Source organism: Bacillus salacetis, assembly GCF_003581585.1.
Classification (GTDB): domain Bacteria; phylum Bacillota; class Bacilli; order Bacillales; family Bacillaceae_B; genus Rossellomorea; species Rossellomorea salacetis.
Genome location: NZ_QXIR01000009.1, coordinates 20,246 through 40,018 on the forward strand (window position 1 = coordinate 20,246; position 19,773 = coordinate 40,018).

The following is a 19,773-nucleotide window of genomic DNA, read 5'->3' on the forward strand; positions in this document are numbered from 1 at the left end:
CATGAACTCAAACAACTCTGCTGATTATAAAAATGATGATTTGGAAAGCCTTTTGGCAGATCCATTTGCCGGCAGCACTTCCGGGAAAAACGAAGTCGCCGGTGCCCCGGTCTTGCTGGCAGACCGGCTGACCCCAGAACACAAACAGAAAGCGCAGGAAATCGCAAAGCAGATCGACATGCATAACAGCCAGGCCATCTTGGAGTATGGAACGGCAGCGCAGGCTCAAATGTCAAATTTCTCACATTCAATGCTGGATCATGTACAGAAAAAAGATGTCGGTCCCATTGGCGATGTCTTGAATGATTTAATGAAAAGGCTGAAGGAAATGAATCCCGAAGAACTTTCTGATGAAAGAAAGGGCTTCGTCAAGCGACTTTTCGGAAAGCTTTCGAGTTCGATCTCTGAAGTTCTTTCAAAGTATCAAAAGATAGGCAGCCAGGTTGATAGAATATCCGTGAAGCTCGAGCATTCTAAGAATGTCCTTGTTGACGATAACCGTTTTCTTGATGAACTGTATGAAAAAAATAAGACTTATTTTCAATCTCTGAATATCTATATTGCCGCAGCGGAACTGAAGCATGAAGAATTATCTTCTGTAACAATCCCGGCATTAAGGAGAAAGGCTGACTCCAGCCAGGATGATATGGCTTATCAGGAAGTCAATGATGCCCTTCAGTTCCTTGATCGTTTGGAAAAAAGGATTCATGACTTGAAAATCAGCCGGCAGATGACCATTCAGACTGCACCTCAGATTCGTTTGATTCAAAATACGAACGGCGCTTTGGCTGAAAAGATCCAATCATCCATATTGACAAGCATCCCTCTTTGGAAGAATCAGATTGCGATTGCTCTTACGCTGTTCCACCAGAAGAAAGCTGTTCAGGCTCAAAAACAGGTATCAGATACAACCAATGAATTGCTTTTGAAAAACTCGGAAATGCTCAAAACAAACAGTATTGAAGCTGCCAAGGAAAATGAACGTGCCATCATTGATATGGAGACACTGAAAAAGACTCAGGAAAATCTCATCTCAACCATCGAAGAAACATTGAAGATCCAGCAAGAAGGACGCTCGAAGCGGCAGCAGGCTGAAAAAGAACTCATCTCTATGGAGAATGAATTGAAGAATAAGCTGCTCCACCTGAAATGAGACCAACAAAAAAAGGCTGATATCAGCCTTTTTTTGTTGGTCTCAAAGCGGTCCTCCGCCGCTGCTGTTATTATACCTATTTACCTCTGACATGCTTTGGGCATAAGCATAGTCCTCATTGTCAGAGGGACTTCGGCCGGTAGAATAGGGTTTTTTCTTTAAATCGTGATAAACGGCGTAAATAAGGACCAGAATGAAAGGAATTGCGAAGAATAACCAAAACATATCTCTGCCTCCTTTCCCTTATTATACCATTTTGCTCAATTAATGTTTACCTTCTATTTTAATGATGGCATCCGTGATTCGCTCATGTTCCCTTTCAGCTATTTCGTTTGAAATGATTTCTTCCCTGAGAAGATTATCGATCGCTTCGTGTTCCGCATAAAGAGTATGTTTGACAAGCGTATCCATCTGATTTTGTTTTAAATCAGGAATTTTCTCGAACAGATCATTTATTTGTGCCTTCAGCATATCCAGCCTGTTTTCATACGTATTAATCAGCTCTTCGGAAACGGGGTCTGTTATATAAAGCTTTTGTTTCACCCTGTGTATCTCTGTGATCGCTGTCTCATAACGGTGAAGCTGAGCCAGGAGCTGCTCAAACTCCGCAGAACCTTCCTCCTGCGGCTTGACCCCGAGCCATCCGATCAGAGGCTTAAGGGATAATCCTTGGACCACCAGCGAGAATAATACGACACTGAAAGCCAAGACAAGGACATCCTCCCTGCCGGGGAAATCACGGGGAAGACTCAGGACAAGCGCTACAGAAAGAGAGCCTTTCAAGCCTCCCCAATTCAAAATATGCTGCCATTTAATCGGAAAGCTTTTGATAAACGCCAGACTGGAATAAACGGCGATGCTTCGTGCTATAAGAACAAGAGGAATCGCGGCAAGAATCAGCTGCCATTTATCCACGAGGTCGATCCTTGTGATCTCCAGACCTACCATCAAGAAGACTAGTGAGTTGGCAAGCAGTGCAGCCACATCCCAGAAATTGTTGATGTTCAGCTTGGTGGTAGGGCTCATCCCGATCCTGCCTCCGTAATTCCCAAAGATCAAAGCTGCAACGACAACTGCGATAACGCCTGAAGCATGAACACTTTCCGCCATCAGGAATGATCCATAAAACAAAATGATACTGAAGATGATTTCCAGTGGATAGTCATCAAAGTACTTCGTCAAAATGGAAAAACCAAAACCCAGTGATCCACCTATGATCAGGCCAAGTGAAACCACTCTGACAAATTCCCAGACGCCGCTTCCAAGTCCCGCCCAGCCGGCATCCAGATAAGAAAGCAGATAAAAGGCAGAAATATTGAATAGAACGACAGCAAGGCCATCATTGAATAAACTTTCCCCTTCAATCACAACCGCCAGCCTTTTGTTGACTCCCACACTTTTGAATATGGAGAGCACACTCACAGGATCAGTAGCACTCATCAATGCTGCAAACACAAATGCAGCTGGTATTGAAAAGTCAAAAAAGAAATAAGTACTGAACCCGATGATCAAGTAAGACAAAAAGGTACCTGCAAAAGCCAGTGAAAAAATCGGCTCTTTGTTCTCTTGCAAGTGCGAAAAAGGGAGCTTCAGTGCCGCTTCACCAAGAAGAGCCGGGAGGAAAAGAGTTATGATGACAAAGTTGAAAACTTCACCTTCTGTAATGAACAATTTCAATGGCTGCAGAACCGGAATATCGAATAGTCCTATCAACGCCCCAATGATGACCAGTGCAATAGGATAGGGTTGTTTTACCTTCTTCGCAATCGCCGTAATCCCGGCAGCAATCATTACCAGTATAAGTCCAAGTTCAAAAATATGATGCAAATCCAATTCCTGCATGCAATGACTCCCCTTCTTTGAGTTCTAAGATATATGTAACAAAGCTCTCTTTCATTTTTATCATGCATATCTATTTATAATAACCATTACAGCAGACTGTAAAACAAAAAAGCCCGCCGCAATTAAGCAGCAGGCCAACTTTGAAGTAATCTTTTAGATACTTTTGATCAATAAACGCCTCAATAACGGGAACAGGACGTCCGGCAGCTCTTCCACATCAGATACAAGAATGCTGAACTTACCATAGATGTTTTCAATCATTTTCCTTTGAGCTTCTGTAATCTCGTCATTGGAAAGGAAGACATTGATGACTTCGATTCCCTGTTTCCTGGCTTGCAGAACAGCTTCATGTGTGTCCACTATTCCATTCTGCTCGTAATCAAAGGCAGCAGGTTCCCCATCAGAAAATACAAGAAGGAACTTCTGCTTTTCACTTCGCTGCAGAAGCCTTTCTGTCATAAGCCTGATGGCAAATCCGTCACGATTGTCTTCTTCAGGCTGCAGTCCCATGATTTCCGGTCCGCTTCCCGGTTTTAGGCTGCTTGTAAAATCAAGTGCCGCTTTCATGTAATTTGGCTGCCTGGTTTCAGAAGCGTCATTGGTATCTTCCCAGAAACCCACAACTTCATGGGGGACTCTTACCGACTTTAATGATTCATGGAATAGAGTGATCCCCAGTTTTGTCTGTTCCATCTTGTCATACATGGAAGCTGAACAATCCACCAGCAGCGAAAAGACAGCATCAATTTCCGTTGAGGGGTTCTGTTTCTTATAAAACAGCCTGGGGTTATCATCTGTAAGGAACCTTAAAAGTTTTTTGTTCAGTCTTCCAAAGTGCAGGTCGCTTCTTGGCTGGATCTTTTTGTGCTCCAGGGTTTTCTCAATCATCTTCTGAAGCTTTTTTTGATAAGGTCCAATCAAGCCCTTATTGACATCATAGGCTTTAATCTCATCATATTCAGGGCTGTCAGGTTTAAGGAATATTGGATAGGCGTACCGGTTTTCCTTTCCATACTCCAATTCTCCCCCGCCCTTTTCATCATCCCTGTCCTGCCGGGCCGCTTCCATCTGCGAATAGTCCTTATTGGACGTCTCCTGAGAAGAACCTTGCACCATTCCAAGTGCCTGGTCCCCTTCCTCCCCTTCTCTCACTCCGCTCCCCATCAAATCTGCCTGGGAGCCCTGGTCTATTTCGAACTGGAGGAAAGAATCTCCTTTATCGCTCGTTTCACGGTGCCACGTTCTCATTTCCTCTTCAAAAACCTCTTCTTCACCAGTACTCTTCTCATCAAGAGTATCATCATTCTGAAGGGGGTCTTTTCGTTTCAAATCATCGATAGTTATCCCCTTCTCATCCTGTGCATAGACCTTTTCAGGAAGATGAAAGTATTCATTCAGCATATCTTTTTCCAGGATATCTTCAAAGACATCAATTAATTCAAGACAAATCCGGCTGATATCTTTAGTTGTGCCGGCATCGAAAAATTTCGAGAGAGAATGCTTGATAAATGGCATCGCCATATCAATCCTGTGGTTTATTGAGATTTCCTGTTCAAGCGGCGACTGCGCATTCAGAATTATATACATCCCATTGAACAATGCATCCGTAAACACACTTTTCACCAAATTCACCTTCAACTGTGACTGAAAGTGCTGGCGGTACAAATTCCGGCGTGTCGCAAACGCTGCCTTTGTACCCGGTCTCTCCCGTTTGCAGATCTCTTCGAGGCGGATATCCTCGCCAAGGACAAACAATTGCTTCCCGAGGCTTGGCAGTTTTGTTCCTTTTACGTTTTCAATAAATCGGCGTGTTTCTGCAACATCTGTATGATGCAAATTCCCGATTGTACGAAGAAAAATATCACTTTTCAGCCCATGCAGCTCTTCCTGTTTGCTTCTATGATCCCAAAAGTGGGTCACATATACTTTTTCATCTTGGATATCCATATAGGAATGCGGACCGTATTCAAGCTCCATCTCCCCGTTCTTAGAAAGCGTCTTTGCAAGGTCCGTAAGTTCCATGAATAAAAAGGAATCAATGGTTTCATCGTTGAATTGTATAAATCTCCGCATACAATCAATCCTTACTCAAAAAGAGTTTCTGCGATATTATGAATGGCTGCTTTTTCTCTGTCATCCTCCAGCTTGTCGATGATTCCACGCTGAATCGCCCGCAGGGGAGGAAGATATACGGCAAGATCACAGGCATCAATCAATGCCCTGATAGAGGCAGCCTCTTCAGAAACCTGGCCATTTCTGACCTGTACCAGCAGATCAGAAGACAGTGAAATGAACTTTTCCACGAGCTTTTCATCCTGAAGTTTGCTCTGAGCCAATAGGACCGTTTTCAATGTCGGTCCGCTGATATACGGAACTTCGATCACTACAAATCGGTTTTTCAGTGCTTCATTAAGTGGAACTGTCCCTACATATCCTTCATTGATGGCGGCAATAACCCCGAAAGTTTCTGACGATTTGATAACATCACCTGTGAATGGATTGGTGATCATTCTCCTGTAATCGAGGACCCCATTCAGAATCGGAAGGGTTTCAGGTTTGGCCATATTGATTTCATCGATATAAAGGAGATGGCCTTTTTTCATCGCTTCAATGACAGGCCCTTCAATGAACTCAATAGTGCTCTTCCCACCCTTTTCAGCAATAGTTTTGTAACCAAGCAGGGCCTCCGCATCCATATCGACTGAACAGTTAATGCTGTGCATCGGCTGAGAGAAAATGGAGGATAGCGTTTCAGCTAGTTTTGTTTTCCCCGAACCAGTCGGCCCCTTCAATAGGACATTCTTACCCATTGCAAGTGCAATGACTGCATCTTCCAGGACAGCAGCATCTTCTGCTGTATATCCGCCTTCTCCAACCAATGGCTGATCCTCACTATCCGCAAACTGTACTTTTCTATTTGTTAAAATCCCTGAAACAGCTTCAGGCAATTGGTTTTCTGGTTTCATTGTCTAACTTCCTTCCTAAAACGATAATTGTACGCTAGAAACCATTCTACATGTAAAAACGTTTTCACTGCAAAGATTGAAGTTCATACAGGACAACAACCTTTATTTCCTCTGAATTCCCCCTTAACCTTGGACTGATTTTCTTAAGCAGAATATTTCACTTGACAGTCTGTCCAACTGGCTGCAGACTCCTCATTATTGGTATATTATCCGTTTTATCCTGCCGGGGCATACCATCACAGTATGGAACCTTCATCCCTAATCATATAAAAAAACAGGGTGAATAGCAGATGCCATTCACCCTTAGAATCTTTATTTAACTTCTTCAAAGTAATCCTTATAGAAACCGCCCATCTTCCCGCTGTCATCAATCACGAAAAGATAATCTTCCGATTCATTTTTTACCTCATAGGTTTTACCCTCTGTTAAGACATTTTCAACTTTATACTTTGCTGCATTAGTATGTACACATTTCACAGTTTTGATGGAAGGACGCTCAGTCCAGTCACGATGTATCATTTTCCTGTCTCCTTTCTATATCTTTCTCTTTAGTATATTCCTCTAAGACGCTCACATCAATAGCTCTACTCTGTCTTTTCACCAATGGCTGTTTTCAAAAAATCTGCCTGTCTCAATTGGAAATAGGATGGTATAGTAGTTGTATATATTCAGAGAGGTTGAAGATAATGAAGAAACTATTGAATCGGTTGTTAGCAGCCGGAGTTTGTCTGTTAATGGTTTACTCAATGACCCACCGGCCAGGTGAAGAAGATTTTAATAGATGGCTGCAAACTAAATATCATATAAAGTGCTCTACAGTTTCATGCACAATGAAGGAAGCTGAAACAGGGAAGCTGCGCACCCTTCTCGTCATTGGCTCCCGCACCAAGGAGGGGTATCTTATATTCAATACCGTTTCCAAAACTTTCGAAGGGAAAGACGGAAATCACACGACCATCAAAGCACTCGGCTTTTTGGGACATTACTACACGATAGTAGAAGAACTGGAGCCTCAATCGGAAAGGGGCTGAATTCACTCTCCTTCTTTGATGACCGTGCCTCCTGACTGCTTCCTTTTTCTATAATAGAAATATCCCCCTAGAAGCACAATTAAACCAATGGCCACAGCAGTTAGCACTGTTGATAGGTGATCGATAATGGTTGTAAAAGTGGAAGGAAACAATCTTCCAATCTGAAAATATATCATGCACCAGATAAATGCCGCAGGGTAGGCAGCCACAATGAATTTTCCAAACGAAATCCCTGATGCGCCTGCTATGTAGGGCATGACCAGACGCACACCAGGAACGAAGTAGCTGAAGGAAATACCAGCTGCTCCATACCTCTTCAGCCATGTCTGCCCTTTTTTGACAATCTTCCTTGATTTTGATTTTTCAAATCTGCTCAATATACGGGTTTTCGCGACCCTTCCAACTCCATATCCAAATGTCCCGGAACTAATGATGCCAAGATAAGTTGCTGTGAATGCTATTAAAGGTGAATACCCCCTTATTTCAGTTAAAACTCCGGAAAAGGCAGCGGCGGCTTCATTAGGCAGAGGAAACCCTATAAAAATCAGCCAGCTGAAAATAAACATGGCAAAGTAACCCAATTCATTTACAAGTTCTATTAAAAAAGCCATGCCTGTCCTCCAATCAAAAAAGCTCAGTGGTGATTTTATCTATTATACACCCAATAATCATATGTTGAGTAGCTTTGAAAACCGAGCTTTTTCAAAACAGGCGAAGAATGGCCTTCTCTTGCTTGGCAAGTGGCAAGTTCTGCTCCTTTTGAATTGGCGTGCTCTAAACGAAATCTTACCATATCTGAGTAAACACCTTGATGGCGGAACTCAGGAAGCACGCCGCTTCCGTTCAAATACATCGTCCTTCCGTCACTGCTGAACCTGTAGTTACTGTATGCTGCCGGCCGTCCTGCTTTCATTCCAAGGATGTAACCTCCATTACTGTAAGGAGAGGAAATATAGCTTTTCCTCTGTCTGAATATTGAGTCCTGCTGTTCCACTGGGTATCCCCAAATCAATGAAGATACTTCAACAAGCTTCCTGATTTCCTCATCGTCCTTTACCTCTATATATTCAATGTTTTCGTTAGATGAAGACGTTACTTTCTTATATTGTTGGAGTAGAAATGCGACTCCATCATATTTGTCGGTGATATGATATCCATCCTTCTCTAAAAAGGGAGAAAGCCGGCTGCTCTGATCTTTTTCCAGCCACAGACTGAAAGGGATGTCTCCAAAAAAATCTTTTGCTTCATTCCATTTTTCTTCCATCATGGCATCATTCTTAAATGAAAATTCCACGACCTTATTGCTCAACTCATTATGCATCCTTGGATTTTTGACTGCTTTCAGCCCAGCTTCCTCAATCGTTTCTATATAGGAAGGTATCCATTCTTCTTCATAATCCCAATGATGGTCTTCAATAGCCTTGATTATTTCTTGTCTATTCAACATTAAAATATCTGCCTTTCACTAATTAATAGTTTTATAGATTTCAATCGTTTCTTTACCAGGATCCCACTGCATCTTTTAGATTTTACTGTTGAAGTATATTAACCCCATGGTCATTTGCCATTCTATTTCTCCTGATATTCTACCATAATGGATCAATTTTACAGAGCAGGTGTGCACGAAATTTTAAAGGAAGGCCAGAAACGATGGTGATCCAGCCCTGGCAGGGTATCTAATGTTCTTCCGTTATATGCTGCACCCAGTCACCAGAGGCAATGGGTCTTTTAAACAAGGATGGGCGAAATCCTGTGTAATAAATGACATCAACCGAGCCTTGATCAGTTTGAGCCACCCCCGCCTGTCTTAAATATAGATTATCATTCCTGTTTTCTTTATAATCTTCCAACTCATCCATCTGTTCCAGGACCGCCTGGTTAATTTGGTATATTTCACCCAATACCCGGCACTCTCCTTCTTTTAAAGCTGGATATCCTTTTCCTGTATCATATAGTTCACCTTTTATCCAAGCATGCTCAGCAATGAGCTTACAATCATTCAGATAGTGGTGGTACTTTTGGTTCTTCCGCAATGTTCCGTATACAAAAACCTTCATATTTTCTGATTTCTCCTCCCTGCCGGTTTCAAATCCTATAAATCCGTTGAAGATCCTTTTTTTATCCCCTATTACCCCTTTAGAATCTTTCTACATCTCTTTTGCGGTCTCCTTTTTTTCCCAAGCCACTTTACAGAAAAAAAAAGCCGGCATCAATAATCTGCCAGCCTCACTTTTAGGAATTTAACTATGCAGTGCTTTCTGTACAGCATCTTCCCTTAACTTAAACTTCTGAATCTTGCCAGAGGCAGTCATTGGGTATTCTTCGGTGAATTCAATATAGCGGGGGATCTTATAACGAGAGATTTTTCCTCTGCAATAGTCGCGCAATTCATCCGCAGTGGCTGTCTGGTCTTCTTTTAAAATGATCCAGGCCATGACTTCCTCTCCATAAACCTCATCCGGAATCCCTACGACCTGAACATCCAGCACCTTGGGATGAGTGTATATGAATTCTTCAATTTCCCTGGGATATACATTTTCACCGCCCCGGATGATCATATCCTTCAAACGCCCGGTGATTCTGCAGTATCCATTCTCGTCCATAACAGCCAAATCACCAGTATGCAGCCAGCCGTCATGGTCAATCGCCTCAGCCGTTGCTTCCTCATTGTTATAATACCCTTTCATGACATGATATCCACGAGTGCAAAGTTCACCCTGCACTCCGAATGGGACCTCCTCAGTTGAGCCCGGCTGAACGATTTTCACCTCCACATTCGGAAGTGCCCTGCCAACTGTTTCCACCCTTATCTCAATCGGATCATCTGTTCTGGTCTGGGTTATGACAGGGGAGGATTCTGTTTGGCCGTAAGCAATCGTGATTTCATCAGCACCCATCCTTTCAATTACACCTTTCATTACTTCGATAGGACAATTGCTCCCAGCCATGATTCCTGTTCGGAGAGACGAAAGATCATATTGATCAAAATCAGGATGGTTCAATTCGGCAATGAACATTGTCGGCACCCCGTGCAATCCGGTGCATTTTTCATCCTGGACCGTTTGCAGTACGACTTCAGGGCTGAATTCCTGTACAGGCACCATCGCTGCGCCAACAGAAACGCATGCCATCGTCCCGAGTACGCAGCCAAAGCAGTGAAAAAAAGGCACAGGTATACAAAGCCTGTCTTCATTTGAAAGTTTCATGCATTGAGCAATATTATAGGCATTATTCACAATATTGTTGTGGGTGAGCATTACGCCTTTCGGAAAGCCGGTTGTACCTGAGGTATACTGCATATTGATTACGTCTTCAGGATCGAGGCTGCTCATTCGTTCCGCAAGCTCTGCCTCCTCGACCCTATCAGCCATTTGCAGAATATCTTCCCAGTTATATGTACCACTATAGCGTTTTTCACTTAAAACAATGACATTTTTGAGAGACGGGAGGCGTTTGCTATCAAGGGTTCCCGGATGAGAATCCTTTAACTCCGGACAAATCTCATAAAGCATCTCAATGTATGAGGCATCACGGTATTGATCCATCAAAAGAATCGTTGTAGCTTCTGACTGCTTTAATAAATATTCCAGCTCAGCGGTCCGGTAGTTAGTATTGACTGTCACCAGGACAGCTCCCATTTTCCCTGTTGCAAATTGGCTTGCAAGCCATTCCGGCGTATTAGTTGACCAAACAGCCATGTGTTCACCTTTTTGCAGTCCCAGCCCCATCAGACCTTTTGCCACTTTGCGGCAATATGAATCGAATTCCTTATAGGACATTCGCAAATTTCTGTCATTGTAAACAACAGCATCCCTGTCTCCTTGCAGTTCAGCCTTCTCCTCTAATAATCTGCCTACTGTGACATTCAATAAGTTCGACAACCTGGTTCCCCCATTCAAGAAAAATAATTTTCCCAGTGGAATTAAAATTTTCTGCCTGCCCTCACGTTTGCTTATCCACATCATCCGACTATATATTATCATAATTTTTTGATTTTTTAAAATATATTTAATCCATCTTGAATATTCATTTCATTGGTAAAAATTTTTTAAAAAAATTTGTTATACCCCCTTTTCATTCTTCAGTATAAAAGGTAGAATATACAGAAAATATAGAACATTCTATATTTTTAAATTCTCCTGGGAGGTTTTCCATGAAGATTATGAGTAATGAACAGTTGGTTGCAGCTTATCGGGGCGCTGAGAAAAACGGTAGTGATCGTGACTGGATTCAGATGCTTAAGAAAGAGATTCATAGTCGAGGGATGAAGCCTATTAGGAAAATTTGAAGAAAGACGATACTTATGACAGTGATACTTATTGAAATGGACACATGAAACACCGGGCAATATAAAAAGGGGAAAACCTGTTCAATCAACAGGTTCTCCCCTTTTTTCACTTAATCACTCTCTATCGGGTATCAATCTTTTGATGTTTCCATCGTCTTTGGGCCAGCCTTTTATGGAATGATGAACCATTCGAAGCGCTTTTCGGACATCATCAACTGTTTCATGCTGAATAATGCTCCTTTTCCACATCTTTTCGGTATCATTTCCTTCTCTCTCTGAATGATGTACCTACTCTACTGCTTTTCTGCATCATTCCTTGACCTCTCTCAAAATGAAGCCCCAATTCCACCGCTTTTCCGGCATCATTCTCTGTCTGCCACGAAATCATGCTCCATTTCCACTGCTTTTCCTGCATCATTCTCTGTCTTCTCACTAAATGATGATGCAATTCCACTGCTTTTCCAGCATCATTCTCTGACTCCCACGAAATGATGCTCCAATTCCACCGCTTTTCCGGCATCATTCTATGACTCCCACGAAATGATGCCCCATTTCCACTGCTTTTCCTGCATCATTCTTTGCTCTCTCTCTGAATGATGCCCCATTTCCACTGCTTTTCCTACATCATTCCCAGGCCTCTCTCTGAATGATGCCCAATTCCACCGCTTTTCCGGCATCATTCTCTGTCTTCTCACTAAATGATGCTCCATTTCCACTGCTTTTCCGGCATCATTCTTTGCTCTCTCTCTGAATGATGCTCCAATTCCACCGCTTTTCCGGCATCATTCTTTGATCTCTCTCTGAATGATGCCCCATTTCCACTGCTTTTCCTACATCATTCTCTGTCTGCCACGAAATGATGCCCCATTTCCACCGTTTTTCCGGCATCATTCTCTGTCTGCCACGAAATGATGCCCCAATTCCACCGCTTTTCCGGCATCATTCTTTGCTCTCTCTCTGAATGATGCCCCAATTCCATCGCTTTTCCAGCATCATTCTCCAGTTACCATTAAATGATGCCCCAATTCCACTGCTTTTCCAGCATCATTCCCCGGCCTCTCTCTGAATGATGCTCCTTTCCAACCGCTTTCCCGGCATCATGGGCTCTCTTCCCCCAAATGGTTCCCCATTCCTATCGTTTATCCAGCGTCACCGGCTGTACACTCTTCAATATGAAGAGGCCATACATAGGAGCTGCTGTTAAACAAAAAATCACACAAACTGAGGCGTTGCCATACGCATACAAAAAGCCAGCAGATAGGATTCTGCTGGCCTTTGTAATTATTATTAACCTTCAAGCAAAAGATCTTCAGGGTTTTCCAAAAGATTTTTGATCATTGAAAGGAAGCCCACTGCCTCTTTACCATCGATAATTCGATGGTCATAAGATAGGGCAATGTACATCATAGGACGGTTTTCCATAGTATCCTTATCAATCGCAACCGGACGCAGCTGGATTGTATGCATTCCAAGGATACCGACTTGAGGTCCGTTCAGGATCGGTGTGGATAGTAAAGATCCGAAAACACCGCCGTTCGTGATGGTGAATGAACCGCCTTGAAGGTCGCTCAAAGCCAATTTGTTGTCTCTTGCTTTTGTTGCCAATTCCATGATTTCGCCTTCAATTTCCGCGAAGTTCTTGCGGTCACAGTCTCTTACAACCGGAACAACAAGACCATCGTCTGTAGAAACGGCTACACCGACATCATAGTATTGCTTAAGGACTACTTCATTCCCGTCAATTTCTGCATTGACATAAGGATACTTCTTCAACGCTGCTGTTACCGCCTTCGTGAAGAAGGACATGAAACCAAGACGTACATCGTGAGTTTCGAAGAATTTATCTTTTTTGCGTTTACGCAGTTCCATAACCGCTGACATATCGATTTCATTGAAAGTCGTAAGCATTGCTGCAGTTTGCTGTACTTCAACCAAGCGTTTTGCGATTGTCTGGCGGCGGCGTGACATTTTTTCACGTACAACCGGTTTACCATTATCCTGTTTAGGAGCAGCTGGTTTGCTTTCAGATGCTGCCGGTTTGGAAGGAGCAGATTGCGGCTTATTTCCAAAGGATTCAATATCCTGTTTGCGAACTCTGCCCAGCGGGTCAGTCGATACTTGGCTTAAATCGATTCCTTTTTCACGAGCAAGTTTGCGCGCAGCCGGAGAAGCAATCACACGCTCTTTCTTGTTGTCCTGCTCGGCTGGTGCTGGAGAAGACTCTTCTTGTTTTGCCTCTTCTTTAGGAGCCTCTGCCTGCTGTTCATCACCTTTATCGGAAGATGCCGGCTGCTGTCCGCCTTCACCGACAATGGCAATGACCTGGCCGACTTCAACTGTATCGCCTTCTTCAGCTTTTAATTCCTGAATCGTACCTGCCTCTTCGGAGATTACCTCGACATTGACCTTATCTGTTTCAAGTTCAACAATATATTCCCCTTTTTCTACATAATCACCCGGTTGTTTCAGCCACTGGGCAATTGTACCCTCTGTAATGGATTCTGCTAATTCTGGTACTTTAATTTCTGCCACTTTGTCTTCCTCCTCCTGATTATCTTGTCAACGCTTCATTGATAATTCTTGATTGTTCTTTTTTATGGACTGTTGGTTCCCCTTCAGCAGGACTTGAACGCCTTCTTCTGCCTGCATATCTAACCTCAACGCCCTCTGGAGCGATATCACGCATGCGAGGCTCTGCAAATGTCCAGCCGCCCATGTTCTTTGGCTCTTCCTGTACCCATACCAACTCTTTAAGGTTCGGATACTTCTTAAGGATTTCAATGATATCCGTTTTAGGGAAAGGATATAACTCTTCAACTCTCAAGATATGCACCCAGTCCATACCCTCTTTATCTTTTAGGTTTTCTTCAAGATCGATCGCCATCTTACCACTTGTAAGGACGACTCTTTCCACCATATCTGCTTCTTTACCAAGACCAGGCTGTTCAAGCACGGAACGGAATTGGCCATTCGCCAATTCTTCAGCTGTAACGGCTGCGAATTGGTTTCTCAGCAGGCTTTTCGGGGTCATGATAACCAAAGGCCTTACTTCTTCCTTTTGTAGGATGGCAGCCTGTCTGCGCAGGATGTGGAAATACTGACCGGCAGTGGAGCAATTCGCCACTGTCCAGTTAAATTCGCCTGCCATCTGCAGGAAGCGTTCCAGCCTTGCACTGGAGTGCTCTGGGCCCTGGCCTTCATAACCATGAGGGAGCAGCATCACAAGACCTGATTTTTGTCCCCATTTCGCTCTGCCGGCAGAAATGAACTGATCGAACATTACCTGTGCTGTATTGGCAAAATCACCAAATTGAGCTTCCCAAAGAACAAGCGTTTCAGGTGCGAAGACATTGTATCCATATTCATATCCTACAACCGCTGTTTCGGTAAGAGGACTGTTGAATACAGCAAAGGAAGCGTTTGTATCTTTCAATTGATGAAGAGGAATCAGTTCCTCACCAGTCTTATGATCGTGAAGGACCAAGTGGCGCTGCGCAAAGGTTCCCCGCTCTGAATCCTGTCCAGTAAGCCTGATCGGCGTTCCTTCTTTCAGGATTGTAGCGAATGCAAGTGTCTCAGCATGTGCCCAGTCAATCTTGCCTTTACCTACAAATACTCCACCCCTTCTTTGCAGGATCTTTTCCAATTTCTTGAATGGTGAGAATCCTTCCGGCCATTCAAGCAGTTCATCATTCAGAGCATGAAGCTGGTCGAAATCGACACTTGTATCTATAGCAGGGAATCCGTTTGTAACATCTTCAGGCGGATTCATGATGATATCCGGATTTTCATCCTTGGTCGGAACTTTTTCGTAAGCTGCTTTCAGCGTATCTTCAACATCCTTCTCCATCTTGGAAGCATCATCTTGTGAAATGACACCTTCCGAGATCAACCTGTCTTCATATATTTTGCGGGGGGTGGGATGATTATGGATTTTGTTATACATTACCGGGTTCGTCACCATCGGTTCATCCATTTCGTTATGGCCGAAACGTCTGTAGCCAATAAGGTCAATCACAAAATCTTTATTGAATTTATTGCGGTATTCATATGCCAGCACCGCGGCAGCAAGGCATGCTTCCGGATCATCTCCGTTCACATGGACGATAGGGACTTCAAATCCTTTTGCCGTATCGGATGCATATTTGGTAGAACGAGAGTCATAGCTCTCAGTTGTGAACCCGATCATATTGTTTGCAATCAAGTGAATGGATCCGCCGGTATTAAAACCGCGAAGTCCGCCCATATTGAAAGTCTCCGCCACAACACCTTCCCCAGGGAAAGCGGCATCGCCATGAATCATGATGGCATAGGAAGTTTCGTTGTTTTGTTCCGGATATCCCCTTTGTTCCCGTTCTTCCTGAGCAGCCCTGGTATATCCGGCAACAATCGGACTGACAACTTCCAGGTGACTCGGGTTGTTTGCCAAAGTGACACGGGCACGGGCGGTATCATTGATGCCAATGTTCCGGTCTGCACCAAGGTGATACTTCACATCCCCTGTCCACCCGTAAGTGATCCCGATCGACCCTTCTGAAGGTATTAAATCCTTGCTGGGCGCATGCTGGAATTCCGCGAATATCATTTCATACGGCTTTCCGATTACATGTGCCAACACATTCAGGCGTCCGCGGTGGGCCATCCCGATATTGATTGTCCTCGCTCCGTGTTCAACAGAATAGCGGACAAGCTCATCCAGTAAAGGCACCATATTATCCAGGCCTTCAATTGAAAAACGCTTTTGACCGACGAATGTACGGTGGATGTATTTTTCAAAACCTTCAACTTCAGAGAGGCGCTTCAATAAAGCCTGCTTCCTCTCTTTGCTGTAGTCGGAAAGAATCGATCCTGATTCAATCTTTTCCTTGAGCCAGTTTTTTTCTTCCATTTCATGTACATGGGCAAATTCATAAGCAAGCTTGCTGGTGTATACCTTTTTGAGATGGGTAATCGCATCCAGTCCATTCCTGACATGAGCAGGCGCTCCCGGAATTATGAATTCAACAGGCACCTTTTTCAGGTCTTCCTCAGTCAGATTATACTCTTCCAAGTCAATCCTTCTGCTGTCCTTATCACGGTCATTTAAAGGGTAGATATCAGCTGCAAGATGTCCATATGTACGAATGTTATCAGCAAGATTCACCGCAGCTACAACTTTCCCCAGATCATAATTACCGCCAGGCAGATCTGTCACTGGAGAGGTTTGAACCGCTCCTGCTTCGACAGCCGTGGGAGGGCCCCATTGTTCAAAAAGTTCTTTGAGTTCGGGGTCAATTTCTTCCGGATTTTCTAGATAAAGCTCATACACTTCCATTATATAACCAAGGTTTGGACCGTAAAAACTTTCCCATGGACCAGCCTGGTTTGTTGATTGTCTTTTCACTTTGAAAAACCTCCAACCATTTCACCATTCTAATTTTTGTATAGATATTGGAATACTATGTAAGTATAGTATTTTAAAAGAAATATAAAACGCTTACAGCAATATTTTATCACTCTAAAAGTAAGAGATAAAGCATTTGTGACAAAATCTTTAAAATTTCGCCATCTTTTGAGGCGGCAAAATATTATGGAATATTATGCCCAATCTGTTATTGTCATCTAAATTTTTGATTATTCTGAAATAGTAAAAATAAATTCCGACTCTCTTTTTCAAGCTTTCTGTTTTTCATCTTTACCATTTTTCATAAACCATCTTACTACTGTTACCTAAAAAAACCAAATATTTTTTTTGATTTTATACACTTTTTTGTCTACTTTTCCAAACCATATCCTAATCTTGAATAGCAAAAGTTTTTTTTCTTCATATTTAATAGCTCCCTTCTTTGAATTGAATTCTTTTCTTACTTATTTTCTTATCCCCTGTAAGCCCTTCCTCAAACATGTGAGGCAGCCATGAACCCCTGGGCGGATGAGTGCATACACTAAACAAATAATACTGCGGTTACATTAAAGAGGTGAGACTATGTTTCCTTGGAACTCCTTTTTTCCATTCAATAAAAACATGAAGGATATGATGAAGAATATGAACCCTCAGGATGTCGATCAATATGTTAAGGGCGTAATGCATGAAATGTTTCCAAAAGACTGGCAGGGCATGCAGAACCCCGGAGACTTAATGAAGAATATGGGCGGGATGATGAACGGGTTTAACGGTATGAATGGATCGAATGAAAAAGCTGGTGAATATTCCCCTGACGGCCAGGATGATCGTCAACATAATGAGAAAATCCCTGTGAATATTTTCGAATCACTTGAAAGCATTTATATACAACTTAAAATTTCCGACGAGGAACTTGTTAAAAATATGAAGGTTTTTCACACCTCCAATCAGGCAATCCTTGAAAACATCCCCAGCTCTGGTGAAAGACAGGTCATTACCCTGCCTTCGCTTGTAAAGAAAAAGGGTTCTTCCGCACAATACAAAGAGGGGATTCTTGAGATAAAGATCCCCAAAAGCATAGATCTTCAGTTTACAGAGATCGACGTTTCAGAAAGATAATGAAACGTCTTTTTTTTAGCTTTTTTTCGTAAATATCAACCGAAAAAAACCCGGTAAGCAGGAAACAAAAGAGCTTCCCGTTCTTTTTCGAGGGTAAAAACCTTTGAATACAGGAAAAAAATGCTGCCTGTGATTTTCCGAAAGCAACTTCGAAAACAGCCTATAAACATTGGGCCACAGATGGGCACATTTGATCTTGGGGCGTTAATTACCGGTTTGTACCAAAATAAAGGACCGGCAGTATAAAATCGGCCTATTCCTTTATAGATTGGGCCAATTTTTCACACCACTTGGATAGTATTGGTGTATGGAACTCCTCTTTCAGGAAGCTGCAATTTTTCTCTGCAGCATCCTTTTCAAATCCCCTGAATGAAATCCTCCATTTTGATAACAATAAGCAGAGTGAAGCATTTTGATTTTGGAGGAACTTCAAATGGAGCAGAAAAAGAAATGGGACTTATTCGCGCTATCGTCTATTCCACTTGTAATGACACTGGGAAACTCTATGTTGATACCAGTTTTGCCCACTATGGAAAAAAAGCTGGGAATCAGCGGATTTCAATCAAGCATGATCATTACTGTATACTCCCTTGTAGCCATCCTCCTGATACCGATTGCAGGATACTTGTCTGACAGGTTCGGACGAAAGAAAATCATTATACCGAGCCTTATAATTGCCGGGATAGGCGGTGTCATTTCCGGCTGGGCTTCCTGGCAGATGAATGACGGCTACTGGATTGTCCTTCTTGGACGATTTGTACAGGGCATCGGCGCAGCTGGTGCGTTCCCTGTCGTGATCCCGACAGTAGGGGATATGTTTGAAGATGAAACGGAAGTCACTAAGGGATTGGGTTTGATTGAAACATCCAATACGTTCGGTAAAGTTCTCAGCCCTGTTTTGGGATCCCTTCTTGCAGCTTGGATCTGGTTCATCCCGTTCTTTTCGATACCTGTTTTTTCATTGATTGCCATCGGCTTGGTCTTTCTTCTAGTTAAAGTTCCAAAGAAAGAAAAAGAAGAAGAAAAAGGCCAGACCATTAAGGAATTCACCAAAGAAATAAAGGAAATCCTCGGAAAAGAAGGCAAATGGCTATCAGCAATCTTCATTATCGGGATTGTTTCTATGTTCATTTTGTTCGGGTTTCTTTTCTTTTTATCCAATGTACTTGAACGCAAATATAATATTGATGGAGTTCTTAAAGGCCTTTACCTTGCCCTGCCTCTTCTATTTTTGTGTGCAACTTCTTTCCTTACCGGAAAATTCATCGGTAAGAAGAGGGCATTGATGAAATGGGCAATAGTGATCGGGATGCTGCTAGGGGCCGGTGCCCAGGTACCCATCTTCTTTTCCGACGGAAAGTGGATGCTCCTGATATTCTTGTCGCTGGCCAGTATTGGCATCGGAGCTGCACTGCCTTGCCTCGATGCATTAATAACCGAGGGTATCGAGAAAGAACACCGGGGGACCATAACTTCAATTTACAGCAGTATGCGTTTTATAGGGGTTGCAGCCGGGCCACCCGTCGTTGCTTTGCTGTCAAAAGGAGTCACCTTCATGATCTTGATCGGTATCAGCGCCGTATCAGCATTCATTGCGCTGATCCTCATCAAGCCGGAGCCTGAAGAATCTGAAGAAATGCAGCCTGAGACCACTTAATAGAGATGATTGTAAAAACGTATGGGATCGTTAACTGCCGAACCCATGCGTTTTCTCTTCTTGATTGTTTCTTATAATCAACAAGTTCATTTTCAGCTGCCCTGTTCTCCTTAGGTAAGGCTGTTTTCGCCTATATTGTTGCTTTCGGAAAAATCCCAGGTGCCGGATTTTTCCCCTGTATACAAAGGTTTTACTCTCGAAAAAGAACGAGCAGCTCTTTTCTTTCCTTCTCACCGGGGGTTTCTACTACGATATACCAGGATATTAGTTGAAATTTATAGTGAATAGCAACAAAGTTTACGAAAAACTCCCATGACGGCGCTTCCCGCCGCCA

Annotated in this window: 21 protein-coding genes; 5 read left to right on the forward strand and 16 right to left on the reverse strand. The window is 43.0% G+C overall.

What is annotated here, in order from left to right:
- Position 1 precedes the first annotated feature (1 nt).
- The gene (locus D3H55_RS08315) at positions 2-1,153 is read left to right on the forward strand and encodes a toxic anion resistance protein (RefSeq protein ID WP_119546442.1); all 1,152 of its coding nucleotides are present in this window, start codon (positions 2-4) and stop codon (positions 1,151-1,153) included.
- Between the two features lie 42 nt (positions 1,154-1,195).
- Here the strand turns inward: D3H55_RS08315 and D3H55_RS08320 are convergent, their stop codons facing one another.
- The 5 genes from D3H55_RS08320 to D3H55_RS08340 all read right to left on the reverse strand — a co-directional run bounded on the left by D3H55_RS08320 (position 1,196) and on the right by D3H55_RS08340 (position 6,480).
- A complete protein-coding gene (locus D3H55_RS08320) occupies positions 1,196-1,378 on the reverse strand; it encodes a hypothetical protein (protein WP_119546443.1) in 183 nt (60 codons plus the stop codon).
- Between the two features lie 39 nt (positions 1,379-1,417).
- On the reverse strand, positions 1,418-2,995 hold the full coding sequence (locus D3H55_RS08325; RefSeq protein WP_119546444.1) for a cation:proton antiporter: 1,578 nt from the start codon (positions 2,993-2,995) through the stop codon (positions 1,418-1,420).
- A gap of 153 nt (positions 2,996-3,148) precedes the next feature.
- Positions 3,149-5,068, reverse strand: a complete 1,920-nt coding sequence (locus D3H55_RS08330; protein ID WP_119546445.1) for a vWA domain-containing protein — start codon at positions 5,066-5,068, stop codon at positions 3,149-3,151.
- An 11-nt stretch (positions 5,069-5,079) separates the two neighbouring features.
- Positions 5,080-5,961 (reverse strand): ATP-binding protein, encoded by an 882-nt coding sequence (locus tag D3H55_RS08335; protein WP_119546446.1) that lies wholly within the window; start codon positions 5,959-5,961, stop codon positions 5,080-5,082.
- 312 nt (positions 5,962-6,273) lie between these two features.
- Positions 6,274-6,480 carry a DUF6501 family protein gene (locus D3H55_RS08340; protein WP_119546447.1) on the reverse strand — a complete coding sequence of 69 codons (207 nt, stop codon included), beginning with the start codon at positions 6,478-6,480 and terminating at the stop codon, positions 6,274-6,276.
- Between the two features lie 167 nt (positions 6,481-6,647).
- Between D3H55_RS08340 and D3H55_RS08345 the strand changes: the two genes are divergently transcribed.
- Positions 6,648-6,992, forward strand: a complete 345-nt coding sequence (locus D3H55_RS08345) for a hypothetical protein (protein ID WP_136035662.1) — start codon at positions 6,648-6,650, stop codon at positions 6,990-6,992.
- Between the two features lie 2 nt (positions 6,993-6,994).
- Here D3H55_RS08345 and D3H55_RS08350 read toward each other — a convergent pair whose 3' ends face one another.
- From D3H55_RS08350 to D3H55_RS08365, 4 genes are all read right to left on the reverse strand, one after another.
- Positions 6,995-7,603, reverse strand: a complete 609-nt coding sequence (locus tag D3H55_RS08350) for a DedA family protein (RefSeq protein ID WP_119546449.1) — start codon at positions 7,601-7,603, stop codon at positions 6,995-6,997.
- Between the two features lie 35 nt (positions 7,604-7,638).
- Complete coding sequence (locus tag D3H55_RS08355) at positions 7,639-8,439, reverse strand: GNAT family N-acetyltransferase (protein WP_119546450.1); 801 nt, start codon at positions 8,437-8,439, stop codon at positions 7,639-7,641.
- A gap of 229 nt (positions 8,440-8,668) precedes the next feature.
- A complete protein-coding gene (locus D3H55_RS08360) occupies positions 8,669-9,049 on the reverse strand; it encodes a gamma-glutamylcyclotransferase family protein (RefSeq protein WP_119546451.1) in 381 nt (126 codons plus the stop codon).
- Positions 9,050-9,232: 183 nt separating this feature from the next.
- Entirely contained in the window at positions 9,233-10,873 is a 1,641-nt protein-coding gene (locus D3H55_RS08365) for an AMP-binding protein (protein ID WP_119546452.1), read from the reverse strand.
- Between the two features lie 272 nt (positions 10,874-11,145).
- On the opposite strand from D3H55_RS08365, the gene sda reads away from it, so the two are divergent.
- Positions 11,146-11,280, forward strand: a complete 135-nt coding sequence (gene sda, locus D3H55_RS08370) for a sporulation histidine kinase inhibitor Sda (protein ID WP_119546453.1) — start codon at positions 11,146-11,148, stop codon at positions 11,278-11,280.
- 114 nt (positions 11,281-11,394) lie between these two features.
- On the opposite strand, the gene D3H55_RS25185 is transcribed toward sda, so the two are convergent.
- The 7 genes from D3H55_RS25185 to D3H55_RS08385 all read right to left on the reverse strand — a co-directional run bounded on the left by D3H55_RS25185 (position 11,395) and on the right by D3H55_RS08385 (position 16,663).
- Complete coding sequence (locus D3H55_RS25185) at positions 11,395-11,529, reverse strand: hypothetical protein (protein WP_276310214.1); 135 nt, start codon at positions 11,527-11,529, stop codon at positions 11,395-11,397.
- 10 nt (positions 11,530-11,539) lie between these two features.
- On the reverse strand, positions 11,540-11,800 hold the full coding sequence (locus tag D3H55_RS08375; RefSeq protein ID WP_168413003.1) for a hypothetical protein: 261 nt from the start codon (positions 11,798-11,800) through the stop codon (positions 11,540-11,542).
- Positions 11,801-11,804: 4 nt separating this feature from the next.
- Positions 11,805-11,975, reverse strand: coding sequence for a hypothetical protein (locus D3H55_RS24120; protein ID WP_168413004.1), 171 nt, complete (start codon positions 11,973-11,975; stop codon positions 11,805-11,807).
- A gap of 34 nt (positions 11,976-12,009) precedes the next feature.
- The gene (locus D3H55_RS24125) at positions 12,010-12,168 is read right to left on the reverse strand and encodes a hypothetical protein (protein WP_168413005.1); all 159 of its coding nucleotides are present in this window, start codon (positions 12,166-12,168) and stop codon (positions 12,010-12,012) included.
- Positions 12,116-12,259, reverse strand: coding sequence for a hypothetical protein (locus D3H55_RS24130; protein WP_168413006.1), 144 nt, complete (start codon positions 12,257-12,259; stop codon positions 12,116-12,118). Before D3H55_RS24130 ends, D3H55_RS24125 begins: the two co-directional genes overlap by 53 nt.
- Before the next feature lie 308 nt (positions 12,260-12,567).
- Positions 12,568-13,812, reverse strand: coding sequence for a 2-oxoglutarate dehydrogenase complex dihydrolipoyllysine-residue succinyltransferase (gene odhB, locus D3H55_RS08380; protein ID WP_119546455.1), 1,245 nt, complete (start codon positions 13,810-13,812; stop codon positions 12,568-12,570).
- Positions 13,813-13,831: 19 nt separating this feature from the next.
- On the reverse strand, positions 13,832-16,663 hold the full coding sequence (locus tag D3H55_RS08385; protein WP_119546456.1) for a 2-oxoglutarate dehydrogenase E1 component: 2,832 nt from the start codon (positions 16,661-16,663) through the stop codon (positions 13,832-13,834).
- 582 nt (positions 16,664-17,245) lie between these two features.
- On the opposite strand from D3H55_RS08385, the gene D3H55_RS08390 reads away from it, so the two are divergent.
- A complete protein-coding gene (locus D3H55_RS08390) occupies positions 17,246-17,782 on the forward strand; it encodes an Hsp20/alpha crystallin family protein (protein WP_119546457.1) in 537 nt (178 codons plus the stop codon).
- A 433-nt stretch (positions 17,783-18,215) separates the two neighbouring features.
- A complete protein-coding gene (gene bcbE / locus D3H55_RS08395; protein WP_119546458.1) occupies positions 18,216-19,439 on the forward strand; it encodes a bacillibactin exporter BcbE in 1,224 nt (407 codons plus the stop codon).
- The last annotated feature ends 334 nt before the right edge of the window (positions 19,440-19,773 follow it).

Bases quoted from the DNA above. Each gene is read 5' to 3' on its own strand.
- D3H55_RS08315 (WP_119546442.1), top strand. From the start codon at position 2: ATGAACTCAAACAACTCTGCTGATTATAAAAATGATGATTTGGAAAGC.
- D3H55_RS24125 (WP_168413005.1), bottom strand. From the start codon at position 12,168: ATGCCGGAAAAACGGTGGAAATGGGGCATCATTTCGTGGCAGACAGAG.
- D3H55_RS08320 (WP_119546443.1), bottom strand. From the start codon at position 1,378: ATGTTTTGGTTATTCTTCGCAATTCCTTTCATTCTGGTCCTTATTTAC.
- D3H55_RS08330 (WP_119546445.1), bottom strand. From the start codon at position 5,068: ATGCGGAGATTTATACAATTCAACGATGAAACCATTGATTCCTTTTTA.
- D3H55_RS08360 (WP_119546451.1), bottom strand. From the start codon at position 9,049: ATGAAGGTTTTTGTATACGGAACATTGCGGAAGAACCAAAAGTACCAC.
- D3H55_RS08350 (WP_119546449.1), bottom strand. From the start codon at position 7,603: ATGGCTTTTTTAATAGAACTTGTAAATGAATTGGGTTACTTTGCCATG.
- D3H55_RS08340 (WP_119546447.1), bottom strand. From the start codon at position 6,480: ATGATACATCGTGACTGGACTGAGCGTCCTTCCATCAAAACTGTGAAA.
- D3H55_RS08345 (WP_136035662.1), top strand. From the start codon at position 6,648: ATGAAGAAACTATTGAATCGGTTGTTAGCAGCCGGAGTTTGTCTGTTA.
- D3H55_RS08355 (WP_119546450.1), bottom strand. From the start codon at position 8,439: ATGTTGAATAGACAAGAAATAATCAAGGCTATTGAAGACCATCATTGG.
- D3H55_RS08375 (WP_168413003.1), bottom strand. From the start codon at position 11,800: ATGCCGGAAAAGCGGTGGAATTGGAGCATCATTTCGTGGGAGTCAGAG.
- D3H55_RS24130 (WP_168413006.1), bottom strand. From the start codon at position 12,259: ATGGAATTGGGGCATCATTCAGAGAGAGAGCAAAGAATGATGCCGGAA.
- D3H55_RS08335 (WP_119546446.1), bottom strand. From the start codon at position 5,961: ATGAAACCAGAAAACCAATTGCCTGAAGCTGTTTCAGGGATTTTAACA.
- D3H55_RS08325 (WP_119546444.1), bottom strand. From the start codon at position 2,995: ATGCAGGAATTGGATTTGCATCATATTTTTGAACTTGGACTTATACTG.
- D3H55_RS08390 (WP_119546457.1), top strand. From the start codon at position 17,246: ATGTTTCCTTGGAACTCCTTTTTTCCATTCAATAAAAACATGAAGGAT.
- bcbE (WP_119546458.1), top strand. From the start codon at position 18,216: ATGGAGCAGAAAAAGAAATGGGACTTATTCGCGCTATCGTCTATTCCA.
- sda (WP_119546453.1), top strand. From the start codon at position 11,146: ATGAAGATTATGAGTAATGAACAGTTGGTTGCAGCTTATCGGGGCGCT.
- D3H55_RS25185 (WP_276310214.1), bottom strand. From the start codon at position 11,529: ATGTGGAAAAGGAGCATTATTCAGCATGAAACAGTTGATGATGTCCGA.